The sequence below is a fragment of the Methylobacterium sp. Leaf466 genome (assembly GCF_001425565.1).
In the GTDB taxonomy this organism is placed as follows: domain Bacteria; phylum Pseudomonadota; class Alphaproteobacteria; order Rhizobiales; family Beijerinckiaceae; genus Methylobacterium.
In genome coordinates this window covers 364,541-382,675 of sequence record NZ_LMRC01000012.1, presented here as the reverse complement: position 1 = coordinate 382,675, position 18,135 = coordinate 364,541, and the positions used below count along the sequence as shown (strand labels likewise).

At 70.0% G+C, this 18,135-nt stretch carries 13 protein-coding genes; 8 read left to right on the top strand and 5 right to left on the bottom strand.

Going from position 1 to position 18,135, the window contains the following annotated elements; translation table 11 throughout:
* The 4 genes from paoA to paoC (ASG59_RS08055) form a co-directional block, all read left to right on the top strand.
* Window positions 1-616, top strand: a 616-nt coding sequence (gene paoA, locus ASG59_RS08075) for an aldehyde dehydrogenase iron-sulfur subunit PaoA (RefSeq protein WP_244475665.1), incomplete at its 5' end; no start/stop codon positions are given.
* The gene (locus tag ASG59_RS08070; protein ID WP_056408013.1) at window positions 613-1,563 is read left to right on the top strand and encodes a xanthine dehydrogenase family protein subunit M; all 951 of its coding nucleotides are present in this window, start codon (window positions 613-615) and stop codon (window positions 1,561-1,563) included. The genes paoA and ASG59_RS08070, both read left to right, overlap by 4 nt.
* Before the next feature lie 3 nt (window positions 1,564-1,566).
* Window positions 1,567-3,774, top strand: a complete 2,208-nt coding sequence (gene paoC / locus ASG59_RS08065) for an aldehyde oxidoreductase molybdenum-binding subunit PaoC (protein ID WP_056408009.1) — start codon at window positions 1,567-1,569, stop codon at window positions 3,772-3,774.
* A gap of 218 nt (window positions 3,775-3,992) precedes the next feature.
* Window positions 3,993-6,203 carry an aldehyde oxidoreductase molybdenum-binding subunit PaoC gene (gene paoC / locus ASG59_RS08055; RefSeq protein WP_056407998.1) on the top strand — a complete coding sequence of 737 codons (2,211 nt, stop codon included), beginning with the start codon at window positions 3,993-3,995 and terminating at the stop codon, window positions 6,201-6,203.
* Between the two features lie 106 nt (window positions 6,204-6,309).
* Here the strand turns inward: paoC (ASG59_RS08055) and ASG59_RS08050 are convergent, their stop codons facing one another.
* The 5 genes from ASG59_RS08050 to ASG59_RS08030 all read right to left on the bottom strand — a co-directional run bounded on the left by ASG59_RS08050 (window position 6,310) and on the right by ASG59_RS08030 (window position 14,593).
* A complete protein-coding gene (locus tag ASG59_RS08050) occupies window positions 6,310-7,131 on the bottom strand; it encodes an oxidoreductase (protein ID WP_055886102.1) in 822 nt (273 codons plus the stop codon).
* Between the two features lie 531 nt (window positions 7,132-7,662).
* Complete coding sequence (locus ASG59_RS08045; protein WP_056407995.1) at window positions 7,663-8,241, bottom strand: TetR family transcriptional regulator; 579 nt, start codon at window positions 8,239-8,241, stop codon at window positions 7,663-7,665.
* A 269-nt stretch (window positions 8,242-8,510) separates the two neighbouring features.
* Window positions 8,511-11,618: an efflux RND transporter permease subunit gene (locus ASG59_RS08040; RefSeq protein ID WP_056407993.1), complete on the bottom strand. Its 3,108-nt coding sequence runs from the start codon at window positions 11,616-11,618 to the stop codon at window positions 8,511-8,513.
* Window positions 11,615-12,715, bottom strand: coding sequence for an efflux RND transporter periplasmic adaptor subunit (locus ASG59_RS08035; protein WP_056407990.1), 1,101 nt, complete (start codon window positions 12,713-12,715; stop codon window positions 11,615-11,617). The genes ASG59_RS08040 and ASG59_RS08035 overlap by 4 nt, the downstream gene beginning before the upstream one ends.
* Window positions 12,716-13,402: 687 nt before the next feature.
* On the bottom strand, window positions 13,403-14,593 hold the full coding sequence (locus ASG59_RS08030) for a site-specific DNA-methyltransferase (protein ID WP_200938211.1): 1,191 nt from the start codon (window positions 14,591-14,593) through the stop codon (window positions 13,403-13,405).
* Window positions 14,594-15,214: 621 nt separating this feature from the next.
* On the opposite strand from ASG59_RS08030, the gene ASG59_RS08025 reads away from it, so the two are divergent.
* The 4 genes from ASG59_RS08025 to ASG59_RS08010 all read left to right on the top strand — a co-directional run bounded on the left by ASG59_RS08025 (window position 15,215) and on the right by ASG59_RS08010 (window position 18,118).
* Entirely contained in the window at window positions 15,215-15,544 is a 330-nt protein-coding gene (locus ASG59_RS08025; RefSeq protein WP_244472401.1) for a septal ring lytic transglycosylase RlpA family protein, read from the top strand.
* An 83-nt stretch (window positions 15,545-15,627) separates the two neighbouring features.
* Window positions 15,628-15,942 carry a polyhydroxyalkanoic acid system family protein gene (locus ASG59_RS08020; RefSeq protein WP_055886091.1) on the top strand — a complete coding sequence of 105 codons (315 nt, stop codon included), beginning with the start codon at window positions 15,628-15,630 and terminating at the stop codon, window positions 15,940-15,942.
* A gap of 64 nt (window positions 15,943-16,006) precedes the next feature.
* Window positions 16,007-16,240 carry a hypothetical protein gene (locus ASG59_RS08015; protein WP_056284378.1) on the top strand — a complete coding sequence of 78 codons (234 nt, stop codon included), beginning with the start codon at window positions 16,007-16,009 and terminating at the stop codon, window positions 16,238-16,240.
* Window positions 16,241-16,297: 57 nt separating this feature from the next.
* Window positions 16,298-18,118 carry an ATP-binding cassette domain-containing protein gene (locus tag ASG59_RS08010; protein WP_056407986.1) on the top strand — a complete coding sequence of 607 codons (1,821 nt, stop codon included), beginning with the start codon at window positions 16,298-16,300 and terminating at the stop codon, window positions 18,116-18,118.
* Window positions 18,119-18,135 lie beyond the last annotated feature (17 nt).

The following is an 18,135-nucleotide window of genomic DNA, read 5'->3' as shown; positions in this document are numbered from 1 at the left end:
CGACGTGAATCGGAGAGACCTGATGGTTGGAGCGTCGGCTGCCGCGACCCTTGGCGCCGTCCCGACGGTTGCGGGGGCCGCACCCGCGTCGGCCGGCGCGCCGGTGGTGACCGAAGTCGCCCTGACGGTGAACGGCGAGCGTCACGCGCTCGCGCTCGACACGCGCACGACGCTGCTCGACGCGGTGCGCGAGCAYCTGCACCTGACCGGGGCCAAGAAGGGCTGCGACCACGGYCAGTGCGGCGCCTGCACGATGATCGTCGGCGGGCGGCGCATCAATGCCTGCCTGACCCTGGCGGTGATGCATCAGGACGACAGCATCACCACCATCGAGGGCCTGGGCAAGCCGGGCGACCTGCACCCGATGCAGGCGGCCTTCGTGAAGCACGACGGCTTCCAGTGCGGGTTCTGCACGCCGGGGCAGATCTGTTCGAGCGTCGCGGTGCTGGCCGAGATCAAGGCGGGCATCCCGAGCCACGTCAGCGCCGATCTCGACGGGACCTACGCGGTCACCGAGGCCGAGATCCGCGAGCGCATGAGCGGCAACATCTGCCGCTGCGGCGCCTATTCCAACATCGTCGCGGCGATCGCCGACGTCGCCGGGAGGCCCGCATGAAGTCCTTCACCTACGAGCGCCCGGCCACGCCGGCCGCGGCCGCCGCGGCGGTCTCGCGCACGCCCAACGCCAAGTTCATCGCCGGCGGCACCAACCTCCTCGACCTGATGAAGCTGCAGATCGAGACGCCGGCCCACCTCGTCGACGTCAACGGCCTCGGGCTGGACACGATCGAGCCGACGCCCGAGGGGGGGCTGCGGGTCGGGGCGCTGGTGCGCAACACCGACCTCGCGGCGGACGCGCGCGTGCGCAAGGGCTACGGCGTCCTGAGCCGGGCGCTGCTGGCCGGCGCCTCGGGGCAGCTGCGCAACAAGGCGACGACGGCCGGCAACCTGCTGCAGCGCACCCGCTGCCCGTATTTCTACGACACGGCCCAGGCCTGCAACAAACGCCGGCCCGGCTCCGGCTGCTCGGCGCTCGACGGCATCAGCCGGCAACTGGCGGTGATCGGTGCCAGCCAGGCCTGCATCGCCACCTATCCGGGCGACATGGCGGTGGCCATGCGCGTGCTCGACGCCACCGTCGAGACGGTCGACGCCAAGGGCGGATCGCGCACGATTCCCATGGCCGAGTTCCACCGTCTCCCCGGCGACGAACCCGAGGTCGATACGACGTTGCGGCCCGGCGAGCTGATCACGGCGGTGACGCTGCCCAGGCCCGTGGCCGGGACGCACATCTACCGCAAGGTCCGCGACCGCGCCTCCTACGCCTACGCGCTGGTCTCGGTCGCCGCGATCATCGGCAAGGACGGCTCGGGCCGCGTCGCCTTCGGCGGGGTGGCACCGCGGCCCTGGCGCGTCGAGGCCGCCGAGGGCGATCTGCCGAGAGGGGCCAAGGCGGTGACCGACAGGGTCTTTTCCGGCGCCGCGCCGACCCGCGACAACGCCTACAAGCTGACGCTCGCCGAGCGCACGCTCGGCGCGGTGCTCACAGAAGCGAGGGCCTGAACCATGAAGTTCGACACCCCCGCGGGCACCAACCCGATCGACCGGCTCACGATCGTCGGCAAGGCGACGGACCGGATCGACGGCCCCGCCAAGACCACCGGCACCGCGCCCTACGCCTACGACTGGCACGACCCGAAGCTGAAGCCGGCCTACGGCTTCGTGGTGGCAGCGGACATCGCCAAGGGGCGGATCGCGTCGATGGACCTCGGCCGGGCCGAGGCGGCGCCGGGCGTGATCGCCATCGTCACCGCGCAGAACGCGGGCAAGCTCGGCAAGGGCAAGCTGAACACGGCCAAGCTGCTCGGCGGTCCCGACATCGCGCATTACCACCAGGCGGTCGCGCTGGTGGTGGCCGAGACCTTCGAGCAGGCCCGGGCCGCCGCGGCCCTGGTCTTCGTCGGCTATGCCGCCGCCAAGGGCGACTTCGACCTCGCCGCCTCGACGGAGGCCGCCAAGAGCCCGGGCGACGTCCAGGGCAGTCCGGCCGACACCGCGGTGGGCGATTTCGCCGGCGCCTTCGCCGCCGCGCCGGTGAAGCTCGACGAGCGCTACGCCACCCCCGACCACGCCCACGCGATGATGGAGCCGCATGCCTCCATCGCCTCCTGGGACGGCGACACGGTCACGGTCTGGACCTCGAACCAGATGATCGACTGGGGCGTGCGCGATCTGGCCATGACCCTCGACATCCCCAAGGAAAAGGTCCGGCTGGTGTCGCCCTTCGTCGGGGGCGGCTTCGGCGGCAAGCTGTTCCTGCGGTGCGAGGCCCTGCTCGCGGCCCTGGGCGCGCGCGCGGCGCGGCGGCCGGTCAAGGTCGCGCTGACGCGCCCGCAGATGTTCAACAACACGACGCACCGGCCGGCCACGCTCCAGCGCATCCGCATCGGGGCCGCCCCGGACGGCAAGATCACGGCGATCGGCCACGAGAGCTGGTCGGGCGACCTCCCCGACGGCGGGCCCGAGGCGGCGGTCATGCAGACGCGCCTGCTCTACGCCGCCCCCAACCGCATGACCGCGATGCGCCTTTCGGTGCTCGACCTGCCCGAGGGCAACGCGATGCGCGCCCCCGGCGAGGCGCCGGGGCTGATGGCGCTGGAGGTCGCCATGGACGAGATGGCGGAAAGGCTCGGGCTCGACCCGGTGCGGTTCCGCGAACTCAACGACACCCAGGTCGACCCGGAGAAGCCGGAGCGCGCCTTCTCGCAGCGCAGCCTCGTGGCATGCCTGCGCCAGGGCGCCGAGCGCTTCGGCTGGGCCGGGCGCGTGGCCAGGCCCGGCCAGGTCCGCGACGGGCGCTGGCTCGTCGGGATGGGGGTGGCGGCGGCCTTCCGCAACAACATGGTCGTGAAGTCGGCCGCCCGCGTCCGCCTCGATGCCGAGGGCACGGTCACGGTCGAGACCGACATGACCGACATCGGCACCGGCAGCTACACCATCATCGGCCAGACCGCGGCGGAGATGATGGGGGTGACCCTCGACAAGGTCGTGGTGCGGCTGGGCGATTCCGCCTTCCCGGTCTCGGCGGGATCGGGCGGACAGTTCGGCGCGAACTCCTCGACCTCGGGCGTCTATGCGGCCTGCGTGAAGCTGCGCGAGGCGGTGGCGGGCAAGCTCGGGTTCAACTCGGCCGACGCCGTGTTCGCGGACGGCCAGGTCCGGGTGGGCAACCGYGCCGTGCCGCTGTCGCAGGCCGCGCGCGGCGGGGATCTCGTGGCCGAGGACGCCATCGAGTTCGGCGACCTCGACAAGACCCACCAGCAGTCGACCTTCGGCGCGCATTTCGTGGAGGTCGGGGTCGACGCGGCCACGGCCGAGATCCGGGTCCGGCGGATGCTGGCGGTCTGCGCCGCCGGGCGCATCCTCAACCCGAAGTCGGCCCGCAGCCAGGTCATCGGCGGGATGACGATGGGGGTGGGTGCCGCGCTRATGGAGGAGCTCGCGGTCGACACGAGGCGCGGCTACTTCGTCAACCACGACCTGGCCGGCTACGAGGTGCCGGTCCATGCCGACATCCCGCACCAGGAGGTGGTCTTCCTCGACGAGGTCGACCCGATGTCCTCGCCGATGAAGGCCAAGGGGGTGGGCGAACTCGGCATCTGCGGCGTCGCCGCGGCGGTCGCCAACGCCGTCCACAACGCCACCGGCGTCCGGGTCCGCGAATACCCCATCACCCTCGACAAGCTCATCCACCGCATGCCCGACGTGGCTTGAACNCGACCCGATGTCCTCGCCGATGAAGGCCAAGGGGGTGGGCGAACTCGGCATCTGCGGCGTCGCCGCGGCGGTCGCCAACGCCGTCCACAACGCCACCGGTGTCCGGGTCCGCGAATACCCCATCACCCTCGACAAGCTCATCCACCGCATGCCCGACGTGGCTTGAACGGCGCGTTCCGGCGCAGGCGAAACGTCGTAGGGTCAGGGGGAGCGGCATGAAGTTCGAGACACCGGCAGGCACCAACCCCATCGACCGGCTCAAGGTCGTGGGAAAGCCCACGGATCGGATCGAGGGTCCGCTCAAGACGACGGGCACCGCACCCTACGCCAGCGACTGGCACGACCCGGAGGCGGGCCTGGCATACGGCTACGTCGTCGGCGCCGGCATCGCCAAGGGGCGGATCGTCTCCGTCGATACCTCGCGCGCGGGGGCCGCGAGCGGCGTGCTGGCGGTCGTCACGGCGGCCAACGCCGGCACGCTCGACAAGGGCGAGTTCTACGTGGCCCGGGCGCTCGCCGGCCCGGACATCGAGCATTACCATCAGGCGGTCGCCGTCGTGGTCGCCGAGACCTTCGAGCAAGCCCGCGCCGCCGCAGCCCTCATCCGGGTCGATGCGGTCGCCACCCCGGGGCGTTTCGATCTCTCGGCGGCAAGGGAGACCGCCCCGGTGCCCAAGCCCGGCCAGTTCGGCGGGCCGACCGAAACGCAGGTCGGTGACTTCGAGGGCACGTTCGCCACGGCGCCGTTCCGGGTCGACGAGACCTACACGACGCCCGATCAGACCCACGCGATGATGGAGCCGCACGCCACCGTGGCTGCCTGGACGGGCGATCGGCTCACCCTGTGGACCTCCGTCCAGCTGATGGGCTGGGGCGTGCGCGACCTCGCCAGGACGCTCGGCATCCCGAAGGAACGGGTGCGGATGATCGCGCCCTACATCGGCGGGGGCTTCGGCGGAAAGGCCACGACCCTTTCCGACGCGGTCCTGGCCTCGCTCGGTGCCCGTGCGGCCGGACGCCCCGTCAAGGTCGCCCTGCCGCGGGCCCTGATGGCCAACAACCTCACCCACCGCCCGGCCACGATCCAGCGCGTCCGCATCGGCGCGACCGCGGACGGGCGCATCACCGCCATCGGCCACGAGAGCTGGTCCGGCAATCTCGCGGGCGGACGGCCCGAGAGCGCGGTCCTCCCGACGCGCCTGCTCTACGCCGGGGCCCACCGGATGACGCGCCTGCGCCTGGCGCAACTCGACCTGCCCGAGGGCAGCGCGATGCGAGCGCCGGGCGAGGCCCCCGGCATGATGGCGCTGGAGGTCGCCATGGACGAGATGGCGGAGAAGCTCGGTCTCGACCCCGTCGCCTTCCGCATCCTGAACGACACGCAGGTCGACCCCGAGTCGCCGGAGCGCGCCTTCTCGCAGCGGCAACTGGTCGAATGCCTGCGCCGGGGCGCCGAGCGCTTCGGCTGGGACAGGCGCGTGGGTGAGCCGGGCCAGGTCCGCGACGGCCGTTGGCGCGTCGGCATCGGCATGGCCTCGGCCATCCGCGCGGCGCCCCTGACGACATCCGCCGCGCGCGTCCGGCTCGATGCCGGGGGTGTGGTCACGGTCGAGACCGACATGACCGATATCGGCACCGGCACCTACACCATCATCGCCCAGACCGCGGCCGAGATGATGGGCCTGCCCCTCGATCGCGTCGTGGTTCGGTTGGGGGATTCGACCTTTCCCGAAAGCGCAGGCTCGGGCGGCCAATGGGGTGCCGCCTCCTCCACCGCCGGCGTCTACGCGGCCTGCATGCGGTTGCGCGAGGCAGTGTCGAAGCGTCTCGGCATCAATTCCGGCGACGCCGTGTTCGAGGACGGCCTCGTCCGGTCCGGCAACCTCAGCGCACCGCTCGCCGGAGCCGCCAGCGACGGCGATCTCGTGGCCGAGGACGTCATGGAGTTCGGCGGCCTGACGAAGCGTTTCGCGATCCAGACCTTCGGCGCGCACTTCGTCGAGGTCGGCGTCGACGTCGACACGGCCGAGATCCGGGTGCGGCGTATGCTGGCGGTGTGCGCGGCCGGGCGCATCCTGAATCCGAAGGCGGCGCGAAGCCAGATCATCGGGGGCATGACCATGGGCATCGGGGCTGCCCTGATGGAGGAACTCGCGGTCGATAAGAAGCGCGGCTTCTTCGCCAACCACGACCTGGCCGGCTACGAGATCCCGGTGCACGCCGACATCCCGCACCTCGAAGCGATCTTCCTCGACGAGGTCGATGCGGCGGCCACGCCCCTCAAGGCCAAGGGCGTCGGAGAACTCGGCATCTGCGGGGCCGCGGCGGCGGTGGCCAACGCCATCCACAACGCCACCGGCGTGCGGGTGCGGGACTATCCCATCACCCTCGACAAGCTTTTGGATCGCATGCCCGACGCGGCCTGAGGGAAGCGAAGACGAAACAACCACGCGGTCGTCCTGCCGGAGCCCCCCCCGACGACCCGCCGTGACCCGGCAGGCGGCTTGGGTCGATCCCGCATTGCTGCCGCTCTCACGAGACCTGTGGAAGCCCCATCTGCTTCCTGAAGCTCCTGTCGAAGGCCATGGCCGGCACGAACCGGCGCAGCAGGCTGACCCGCCGCGCCACGGGCCCGGCGGTGTAGCGGCGCTTGGGCGTCGCCGCGGTGGCCGCCGTCACGACGACCTTCGCCACGACCTCGGGGGCGTCCGCGGTCGTCATGACCTCGCGCAGGAACCGGTCCCGTCCGGCGCGCTCGGCGTCATAGACGCCCAGCGGCCTGTCGGACCGGACCAGGTTCCGGTCGAAGGCGGTGCGCGTGAAGGCGGGTTCGACGAGTACCACCCGGATGCCCTGGCCGCGAACCTCGTGGTCCAGCGACTCGGAGTAACCCTCGACCGCATGCTTGCTCGCGCCATACAGCGCCATGTAGGGCGCGGGGATCAGTCCCTGTACCGAGCTGATGTTGACGATCCGGCCGCCCTTCTGGGCCCGCATGATCGGCAGGACGGCGCGGATCGTACGGACGACGCCGAACAGGTTGACGTCGAACATCGCCTGAGCCTGTTCGATGGAGGACTCCTCGGCGGCGCCGCTGATGCCGAAGCCGGCGTTGTTGACCAGGAGGTCGATGCGCCCCGCCTCGCCGGACACCGTCGCGATCATCGCAGCGACCGAGGCGTCGTCGGTGACGTCGCAGGTCAGCATCCCGAGGTCGGTACCAGCGTCCGACGCGGGCTTCCGGCTCGTTCCGTAGACGCGGTAGCCCGCGGCCCGCAGGGCTTGCGCCGTCGCCTGTCCGATGCCGGACGCCGCCCCGGTGACGATGGCGGTCTTGATGGAACTCTGGCTCACGGGGCTCTCCTCCGACGCGGCATTTTCTCCTGACGCTCGGATAAATACATTACGGTCATAATTATAAAACTCAAGCCACGATTTGCGCGGCATGCCATGCCGCACCACAGCCTCGGCCCAGGAGCAGGATCACGCCAGCGAGGCGGTTGCCATCGCCGACGTGAACCGTGCCGGGAAACCGTGGAACGGCCCATGGCCAAGTCTCCGCCCGCCACCGTCCTTCGCTGTGCCTGCCAGGAGCCACGGTTGATTCTCGCAGACCCCGAACCCTGTGATTCGCGAGCGTCGCACCGGCGATCGGAGCCTTCGGCGCGGCCCGAAGCGGTGCGGCGCGACGCACGGCATGACCATGCTCAACCGGCAGTCGCCTTCCACGATGGCGACCGCCCCGCATCCGACGGACCTGAGCGACGACACCGGCATCAATAAGTTATGATCAACATTTATTATGGTGCGGTGGAATCGTCAGCGGCCGTGGGTTCGATCAGGGCATCGCTCGCGTGACCGGCCCCACCCCTGCGAGGCCGGCCCTCAGGGGGCGACCGCGGCATGGGGGGCGACCGCGGCATGGGGGGCGACCGCGGCATGCGCCGCCTGGAGGAGATCGTTCGCCAAGGCCTCGTCGTTGACGGCACGCGCCAGGACGACGGCTCCGACCAGCGTCGAGAGCGTCGCGAGGGAGCGCTGCCGGCGTCGCTCCCGCGATGCCTTCGGCGTCAGGTCGGCGAGGATCGCAGCCAGACGCTCGACGGCGTGGGTGAACCGGGTCCGGACCGGGCTGTTGGAGGCTTCCCGCGAAATGTCGTTGGCCAGGGCCGCCAGGGGACATCCCTTCCCGGGCGTCTGGACGTGCGCGAGGGAGAGATAGTTCGCGAGGATGGCGTCGACGGCTCCGCGCCGGTCCTCGGCGACCGCGGCGTCGAACGCTTCGGCTGCCAGTGCGTCCTTGTTGGCGAACTGGCCATAGAATCCACCATGGGTCAGGCCGGCGGATGCCATGATGTCGGCGACACCGACGCCGTGAAGGCCGCGCTCGCGAAACAGGGACGCGGCGACCTCGACCACGCGCTGACGGTTGAGCCTGGCCTGCTCCTGCGAAACTCTCGGCATAGCGTGATCCTTTGGCGTTCCGACATCCCATATAGATGCGCTATGTCATCTAAAGAAGGGCCGGCCCTCGAGCCCTCCCCGCCAGGCCGCCTTCCCCGCCAGGCCGCCTTCCCCGCAAGGCCGCCGGCACCTCAAGGCCGCCGGCACCGACAGGCGACCGGCCTGCGGGGGAGGGCAGGAGCGCAGGCCGGTCGTCGTACCGCACGCCCGGTCGGCGCGCGATCCTTGGATGTCCCCAGGGGAGGAACATGGATCTCCTCCCGGTCGCCCTACGATTTGGCCGGCAACGGCATCCCGTCGGCGCCCGATGCGACGACGTCCGCCCCCGGCGCCCGCGCCACCCGGAACCACAGGGCGTAGAGGGCCGGCAGGAACAGTAGGGTCAGCAGGGTGCCGACGCCGACGCCGCCGATGAGCACGTAGGCCAGCGCCCCCCAGAACACCGAGTGGGTGAGCGGGATGAAGGCGAGCATCGCCGCGGCCGCCGTGAGGATCACCGGCCGGGCCCGCCGCACCGTGGACTCGACGATGGCGTCGTAGTCGGACAGGCCCGCCGCCCGGTCGTGATGGATCTGGTCCACCAGGATCAGGGTGTTGCGCATCAGGATCCCCGACAGCGCGATCAGCCCGAGGATCGCGTTGAAGCCGAACGGCTGGTGGAAGAGCAGCAGGGTCGGCGCCGCCCCGACGAGGCCGAGCGGCGCGGTGGCGAACACCATGACCATCGTCGTGAAGGAGCGGACCTGGATCATGATGACCGTCAGCGTCACGATCAGCATGATCGGGAACACCGCCACCAGGGACATCATCGCCTTCTCGCTCTCCTCCACGGCGCCGGCCGTATCGATGCGGTAGCCAGGCGGCAGCTTCGCCCTGATCGGGTCGAGCAGGGGGAGGACCTGCGCGTGCACGTCCGGCGGCTGCTTGCCGTCGAGCACGTCGCCCTGTACCCGGATGTAGGTCTCGCGGTTGTAGCGCTTGAGCACCGCATCCTCGCTGCGGGTCTCCAGCCGCGCGACCTGGGACACCGGCACCTGCCGCCCGTCCCGCGTCGCCAGGGTGAGGTCGCCGATCTTGCCGAGCGAGCGCCGCTCGGCACCGGGGCTGCGCAGCACCACGTCGACGGAGCGCAGGGTCTCGCGGACCTGGGTCGCGGGCGTTCCGTTGAGGTAGCTCTGCAGCTGTTGTCCGGCCTCCTTCGGCGTCAGGCCGATCAGGCGCAGGCGCTCCTGGTCGAAGGCGAGGTGCAGGTTGGGGGTCTTGTCGCCCCAGTCGAGATGGACGAGGCGCATGTCGGCGTTGGCCGCCATGACGTCCCGGACCTCGGCCGCGATGCCGCGGACGACGTCGAGGTCGGGGCCGACGACCCGGAAGGCGACGGGAAAGCGGATCGGCGGGCCGAACACGATCTGCAGCACGCGGACGCGCGCCTCCGGGAAGCGACCCTCGTCGACGAGGTTTCGGACTTTGCCGCGCAGGGCGTCGCGGGCCTGCGCGTCCACGGTCTGCACCACGATCTGGGCGAAGGCCGGGTCGGGCAGCTCGGGATCGAAGGACAAGACGAAGCGCGGCATGCCCTGGCCGATGTAGCTGGTGATCTCGCCGGCCTCGGGCAGGTCGCGCACGGCCGCCTCGACGCGTGCGACGCTAGCCTCGGTGGTGGCGAAGGCGGAGCCCGCCGGCAGGGTCACCTCGACGATGAGCTCGGCCCGCTCCGAGTTCGGGAAGAACTGCTGCTCGACACGGCCCATGGCGACGACCGCGCCCGCGAACAGCGCCACGATGATGCCAGCGGCCATCCACTTGTGGTCGACCGACATCCGCACGACGCGGCGCAGGCGCTCGTAATTCTTCGTGGCGTAGATCGCCTCGTGCCCGCCTTCCACGCGCCTGATGTTCGGCAGCAGCTTGACGCCGAGATACGGCGTGAAGGTCACCGCCACGAACCACGAGACGATCAGCGAGAACGACACCACCCAGAAGATGTTGCCGGCGTACTCGCCGGCCGTGGAGGCGGCGAAGCCCACCGGCAGGAAGCCGGCGATGGTCACCAGCGTGCCGGTCAGCATCGGCGCGGCGGTGGCGCTCCAGGCATGGGTCGCCGCCTCGATGCGGTCGGCGCCTTCCTCCATCCGCACCACCATCATCTCGATGGCGATGATGGCGTCGTCGACGAGGAGCCCGAGCGAGATGATGAGGGCGCCCAGCGTGATGCGGTCGAAGTCGCGGCCGGTGATCATCATCACCACGAACACCGCCGACAGCGTCAGGGGCACGGCGAGCGCCACGACGATACCCACGCGAAACCCCAGGGCGACGAGGGAGACGACGATCACCACGCCGAGCGCGGTTAAGAACTTCACCATGAATTCGTGGATGGCGTCGTCGATGACCTTGGCCTGGTCGGTGATCTTCGTGAACGTGATCCCCGTCGCCAGCGCGTGACGGATCGCCACCTCCTCGGCGTTCAGGGCCTCGCCGAGCTTGAGGCCGTTGAAGCCGGGCTTCATCACCAGGCCGAGCATCAGGGCCCGCTCGCCGTCGTTGCGGATCGCGAAGGACTTGGGGTCCTCGTAGCCGCGCTTGACCTCGGCGATGTCCCCGAGCTTGAGGCTGCGGTCGCCGGCCGCCACCGGCAGGTCGCGGATCGCGTCGAGGCCGTCGATGGCCCCGTCGAGGCGAAGGTAGATGCGGGGACCGGCGGCCTCGACGAAGCCGGCGGGCGTCACGTCGTTCTGGTTGGCCAGCGCCGCCAGCAGCTGCTGGCCGGTGATGCCGAGGGTGGCGAGGCGCTGGTAGGAGATCTCGACGAAGATCTTCTGGGCCTGTTCGCCCAGGATGTTGATTTTCTCGACGCCGGGCACGCGCAGCAGGCGCTGGCGCAGGTCCTCGGCGCGCGGCACGAGGTGGCGGTGCGGCAGGCCCTTCGCCTGGAGGGCGTAGAGGGCGAAGTAGATGTCCGAGAACTCGTCGTTAAACAGCGGGCCCATCACCCCGCGCGGCAGGCTGGAGCCCTGGTCGGAGAGCTTCTTGCGCGCTTGGTAGAACTCCGACTGGAGCTTGGCCGGCGGCATGTTGTCCTTGAAGATGACCTTCATCAGCATGAGGCCGGGCCGCACCGTGGTCTCGACGCGGTCGTAATAGACGAGCTCCTGCAGGCGCTTCTCCAGGGGGTCGGCGACCTGGCGCTGCATCTCCTGCGCGGTCGCCCCCGGCCAGGCGGCCGACACCGCCATCACCTTCACGGTGAAGGCCGGGTCCTCGGCCCGGCCGAGCTTCTGGAAGGCGAAGAACCCGGCGCCCGTCAGGGCGAGCAGCAGGAACAGCGTGACGGCCCTTTCCCGGACCGCCAGGGCGGAGAGGTTGAAGCCGGTCATCGGGCGACTCCCGTCGTGGTCGCGGGCGCCGGGCGCACGCTCTGGCCGGCCTTCAGGAGATGGGCGCCGAGCGAGACGATCCGGTCGCCGGGCTTCAGGCCCGAGGCGACCTGCGCGCTTTCCTCGGACAGGCGGGCGATGACGACGGGCTGCGCGGCGACGGTGCCGGTGGCGGCGTCGAAGCGCCAGACCGCCGAGCCGCCCCCGGAATCGAACAGGGCGGCCAGGGGAACCTCGACCGCAGCCGCACGCCCGGCATCGACGGCCTGGAGCCGAAGCGTCACGGTCGCGCCGAGCGGTGCGTCCTCGCCGCCGCCAGACAGGATGTAGCGGGCCCGGTAGGTCCGGGTGGCCGGATCGGCGGTGGCCGACAACTCGCGCAGATGCGCCGGATAGGTTGCCCCGCCCTCGGCATAGAGCGTCGCCGAGGCCGCCCCCCGCGCCAGGCGCCGGCTCGCCTCGGGCAAGAACACCTCGGGCAGGAACACTTCCGCCTCGCGAGCCCCGTCGCGGGCGAGCTTGACCACGGTCTGGCCGGCGGCGACCACCTGGCCCGGCTCGGACGGCACCTCCATGACGACGCCGTCGGCATCGGCCTGGAGCTCGGAATACCCGGCCTGGTTGGAGACCTGGCTCGCCTGGGCCTCGGCGTTGGCGAACTGCGCGATGGCCGCGTCGGCGGCGGCCTTGTTCTGATCGTAGGTCTGCTTCGAGGTCCAGCCGTCACCGACGAGCTTGCGGCTGCGCTCCTCGTCGGCCTTGGCCCGGATCATCTGCGCGCGGGCGGCCTCGACGGAGGCCCGGGCCGCCGTGAACGCCAGGGTGAAATCCGTCCGGTCGAGGCGCATGAGCGGTTGGCCGCGCTTCACCCGGTCGCCCGGATCGACGAGGCGCTCGAGGATCTTTCCCCCGACCCGGAAGCCAAGGTTGCTCTCCGTGCGCGCCCGGATGACGCCGGTGTAGCGCGAGACGCCTCCCGTCCCCTGGGCGACCTCGACGGTCTGGACCAGCGGCGGCTTCGTGGGCACGGCGGTCTCCGCCGGCGAGCATCCGGCGAGGGCCAGTCCGGTGAGCCCGAGCACCCATCTCGTATCCATTGCCCGTCTCCCCGCGGCCGTCTCGAGGTCGCATTAAAATGATGTTTGACATCTATTATGGGGAATGGGCCGGCGTCAATCGTCGTTTCCGCTCGGCGACGAGCGAGGGCGCGCCTGCCATCGGGGCATATCGGGCGATCGGACGTCGCCTCCGGCAAGGCTCATGCGACATCGACAATTGAGATGTCGGATGAAATCTAATTCCAACGGTTTCTGGTCCGGGGCATCCCCCTCTCCGACACCGGTTCGCGACGAGCGTGCGTTTCACGACCGTCCGGTGTTTCCCACCGCCGGAACGAACGGGGTCGACCAACGGGGGCAGGCCGTTCGGCGAAGAAGCGCTCGCTCGTGACTGCGGCGCGGACGACGTCGGCTTCATCGGGATCGACCGGGCCGCGTTCGAGCCCCGAGCTCACGAGAGCCGGGTCGACGAGAGCCGACGAGCCGTGCGTTTGGCGGAGCGGGTTCGAGCGGACTGGGTCGGTCTCGGCGCACCCCGCCTTGCGGGTGGCCTTTTGGAGCGTGGGCCGGCAGAGGGTCTGCGCGCGGTGCCCGACCTCGTGGGCAATCACGACGTCGGGGGCGCCGACGACGACGCACCTGGCACGGACGGTCGACGGCCCCGTCGAAGCCGAGGCGATCCCTCGGCGTGGCCGGTGGCGGTCGGGCGAGGCCGAGAGGCTGCGATCAGGCCGCCGAGCCCATCGCCGCGCGCATCTTGCCGCGGAACACGTCGATGAGGACGGGCTTGCCGTTGCGGGTGGCGTGCCAGAAATCCCAGCCGTTGCAGGCGGGCAGGCCCTGCACCAGGGCGCCGATCTTGTGGATCGATCCGGTGGCGGGACCGGCGGCCAGGGTGCCGTCGGGGCGGACCAGGGCGGCATGGCGGCCGCGGGCGTCGGTGAGCGTCTCGCCGGCGCGGATGTGCCCGGCCTCGATGACGCTCAGGAAGGCGACACGCGGCTCGGCGCGCTTGGTCGGCGCCACCAGCAGGGCGGCCGTCGACAAGGGTTCGACCGCATCGATGCGGGCGCGGGCCGCCTCGGCGTAGACCGTCTCGCGCTCGATCCCGATGAAGCGGCGCCCCAGCCGCTTGGCGACGGCTCCGGTGGTGCCGGTGCCGAAGAACGGGTCGAGGATGACGTCGCCGGGGTTGGTCGCCGACAGGATGGTGCGGGCCAGAAGCGCCTCCGGCTTCTGGGTCGGATGCACCTTGAGCCCGTCGGCGCCCTTCAGGCGCTCATCGCCGGTGCAGAGCGGGATGAACCAGTCAGAGCGCATCTGGACGTCGTCGTTGCCGCCCTTGAGCGCCTCGTAATGGAAGGTGTAGCCCTTCGACTCCGCCGAGCGGGAGGCCCAGATCAGGGTCTCGTGGGCGTTGGTGAACCGCTTGCCGCGGAAGTTCGGCATCGGGTTGGCTTTCCGCCAGACGATGTCGTTGAGGATCCAGAACCCGAGGTCCTGGAGGGCGCCGCCCACGCGAAAGATGTTGTGGTAGGAGCCGATCACCCACAGCGTGGCGTTCGGCTTCATCACCCGGCGGGCGGCGGTGAGCCAGGCGCGGGTGAAGGCGTCGTATTGAGCGAAGCTCGAAAACTGGTCCCAGGCATCGTCGACGGCATCGACGCGGCTCTGGTCGGGGCGCAGCAGCGAGCCCTCTCCGAGCTGGAGGTTGTAGGGCGGGTCGGCGAAGACGCAGTCGACGCTCGCCGGCGGCAAGGCGTTCATGGCGGCGATGCAATCGCCGATGAGGATTTCGTCGAGGGGGAGGCGAACGGAGGGTACGAGACCCATCCGCGGCGCCGACACGAGCCGCCCGGTACGCGAGACACTTTTCCGGGCGGCGGTGCCGGCAACCGCGGTACGCGGGGAAGCCATGGCAAACACCGGTTACGCGACTGACAACCGGACCATGCGGCCGTTAAGGTAAAGGTCGGGTTGCCGGGTCGAGAAAAATACGTCTCGCTTTGGAGCGGCAAATTTTGCCGGGTCGAGGCTAAACCGCCATTTCACCACCGTATCACGCCGACGTGATACAGGCGGTTCGCCAGTATTCGCCATCCGTCAATACAGAAATGATCGAAGACCCCGCGATTTATGCATGGCGCTGAATACCGGATTGGGCCTTGGACCGAGCGATGTCGGTTCCGATCACCGCACCCTGCACATGGCCGGTACTTCCGGCGATCGCCCATGGCGCGGCAACGCAGGTCCGGGGTTCCAGGGGGGAAGGGATGCCCGACGCGACCGTGCTCGCTTTCGAGGCGCCGAATACCGGCGACGACAATCACGGATCGTGGTTACAATGGCAGCGGTATAGAAATCACCCGACGATAATACTTGTTGTGATTTGAAAATCGGAATGTGTTAAAATTTGCTTAAATCACGGCATGATCCGCCATAATCGTGACGTCTTATTTTGGCCCCGATCAAATTCATTTTGCGCCGCCTCTGCAACAGCGCAAAGGACTGCGTGTGAACATCAAGTCTGCTCGTCGGATCGTTGTCGTCACCGGAACCGCCGCCGCCCTCGCCACCCTCGCCCAACCGGCCGCCGCGCAGAGCGGTGCCGCCTCGTGGTACGGATCGGGCGCTCGCACCGCCAACGGGGAACGCTTCAATCCCAACGGCATGACGGCGGCCCATCGCTCGCTGCCCTTCGGAACCCGTGTTCAGGTCAAGAACGTCCGCAACGGGCGCAGCGTCGTCGTCCGCATCAACGACCGCGGTCCCTTCGTGCGCGGCCGCATCATCGATCTCGCCCGCGGCCCGGCCCGGGCGCTGGGCATCGGCGGCGTCAGCCGCGTTGCGCTCGCCGTCGTCGACTGAGGTTACGATCGGGCTCGGCCGGCGTTGTCACGGCGTCGGCCGTCCCCCATCTCGGGGCCAGCCAATTGGAGCCCGAGCGTGCGATGTCGAAACCCCTGATCGTCGAAATCCCGCATGAACTGGGCCTCGCCGAGGCCCGGCGCCGCATCGCGGACGGGGTCGGAGGCCTCGACAGCACCTTCAAGAAGGCGGGCATCGCCGTGGAGACGATGGCCTGGACCGAGGATACCCTCGCCTTCGCCGTGGCCGCCATGGGCCAGAAGGTGAACGGCCAGGTCGACGTCAAGCCGCAGACCGTGCGCATCGAGGTACGGCTGCCGCTGCTGCTGTCGCTGTTCGCGCAAAAACTCCAGAAGACGCTGGGCAACAAGGGCACGCTTCTTCTCACGAAGAAGTAGGCGGGAACCGAGCTTCGTCGCCACCCGTTCACGTTCCCCGTCTCGTCCCGAGGACAGTCGCTCCATGTCGAACCCCACGCCGATCCCGGAGACCCCGGTCCCGCCGGCTCCGGTCCCCGAGACCCCCTACGAGACGCCGACCACGCCCGAGCCCGGGCCGTCCCCGGAGATCCCCGGGAACTCGCCCGTCGAGGCGCCGGGTTTCCAGCCCACCGAGATTCCGCTCAACGATCCGGGCATCGGTCCCGATATCGGTCCCGACCCCTCGCCGACGGGTCCCGCCAACCCGACGATGTAGGGCGGGAGCGGACGGGAGGATTTGTTTGCGCGGGCCGGCGCTGCCATAAGCCGGCCCATGGCTTCTCCCCCCCTCCTCACCCTCCAAGACGTCGCGCTCACCTTCGGCGGCACGCCGCTGATCGAGCGCGGCGAACTCGCGATCTCCCCGGGCGAGCGCACCTGCCTCGTGGGCCGCAACGGGTCCGGCAAGTCGACGCTGCTCAAGATCGCGGCCGGACTGCTGGAACCCGACAAGGGCGTGCGCTTCGTCCAGCCCGGGACGACGATCCGCTACCTCGCCCAGGAGCCGGATTTCTCAGGGTTCGAGACCACCCTGTCCTTCGTCGAGGCGGGCCTCACCAGCGGCGACGACGCCTACCGCGCGCGCTACATGCTCGAGAGCCTCGGGATGACGGGGGCGGAGAATCCGCGCAGCCTTTCGGGCGGCGAAGGGCGTCGGGTCGCCCTGGCGCAAGCGCTGGCGCCGGAACCCGACATCCTGCTCCTCGACGAGCCGACCAACCATCTCGACCTGCCCGCCATCGAATGGCTCGAGGCCGAACTCAAGGGGGTGCGCGGCGCCCTCGTCCTCATCAGCCACGACCGCCGCTTCCTTTCGGCGCTCTCGCGCACCACGGTCTGGCTCGATCGCGGCGTGACGCGGCGGATCGAGCAGGGGTTTTCCAGCTTCGAGACATGGCGCGACGCCTTCTTCGAGGAGGAGGAGCGCGACCGGCACAAGCTCGACCGCAAGATCGCCGACGAGGAGCACTGGTTGCGCTACGGCGTCACCGCCCGTCGCAAGCGCAACGTGCGCCGGCTGGGCAACCTCCACGCCCTGCGCAAGGACCGACGCGAGGACCGGCGGCCGGTGGGCACCGCCACCATGACCTCGACGGAGGCCGAGAGCTCCGGCGCACTGGTGATCGAGGCCAAGAACGCGGCCAAGGCCTACGGCCCGCGCACCATCGTCGACGATCTCTCGATCCGGGTGATGCGCGGCGACCGGCTCGGCATCGTCGGCGCCAACGGCGCCGGCAAGACCACGCTCATCAACCTGCTGACCGGCCAGCTTCCCCCGGACTCCGGCTCCGTCCAGCTCGGCACCAACCTCAAGATGATGCTGCTCGACCAGGCCCGGGCCGTCCTCGATCCGGCGATGACCGTCACCGAGGTCCTCACCGGCGGCAGCGGCGACACCGTCACAGTGGGCGGCGTCAGCCGCCACGTGGTCGGCTATCTCAAGGACTTCCTGTTCGCGCCCGAACAGGCCCGCACCCCGGTGCGGGTCCTCTCGGGCGGCGAGCGCAACCGCCTCCTGATCGCCCGCGCCCTGGCGCAGCCGGCCAACCTCCTCGTCCTCGACGAGCCCACCAACGACCTCGACCTCGAGACCCTCGACCTGCTCCAGGAGATGCTCGGCGACTATTCCGGCACCCTGATCCTGGTCAGCCACGACCGCGACTTCCTCGACCGGGTGGTCGGCAGCGTCCTCGTCAGCGAAGGGGAGGGGGTCTGGGCGGAATACGCCGGCGGCTACACCGACATGATCGCCCAGCGCGGGCAGGGCGTGGAGGCGCGAAAGGCCGTCACCGGCCCCAGGGCGAAGGCCGACCGCGCGCCCGAGACGACGAAGGTGGAACCGGCCAAGGCGGCCCGGACGAAGCTCAACTTCAAGGACCAGCACGAGCTGAAGACCCTGCCGGAGCGGATCGCCAAGCTCGAATCCGACATCGGCAAGCTGCGCCGGGTTCTCGCCGATCCGGAACTCTACGCCCGCGATCCGGCCCGCTTCGCCAAGGCCTCGGCCGCGATGGCCGATGCGGAGGCCGCCTTGGCCGCGTCGGAGGACCGCTGGCTCGCCTTGGAGATGGAGCGCGACGCGCAGGCCGGTTGAGCGTCGCGACGGCCTTC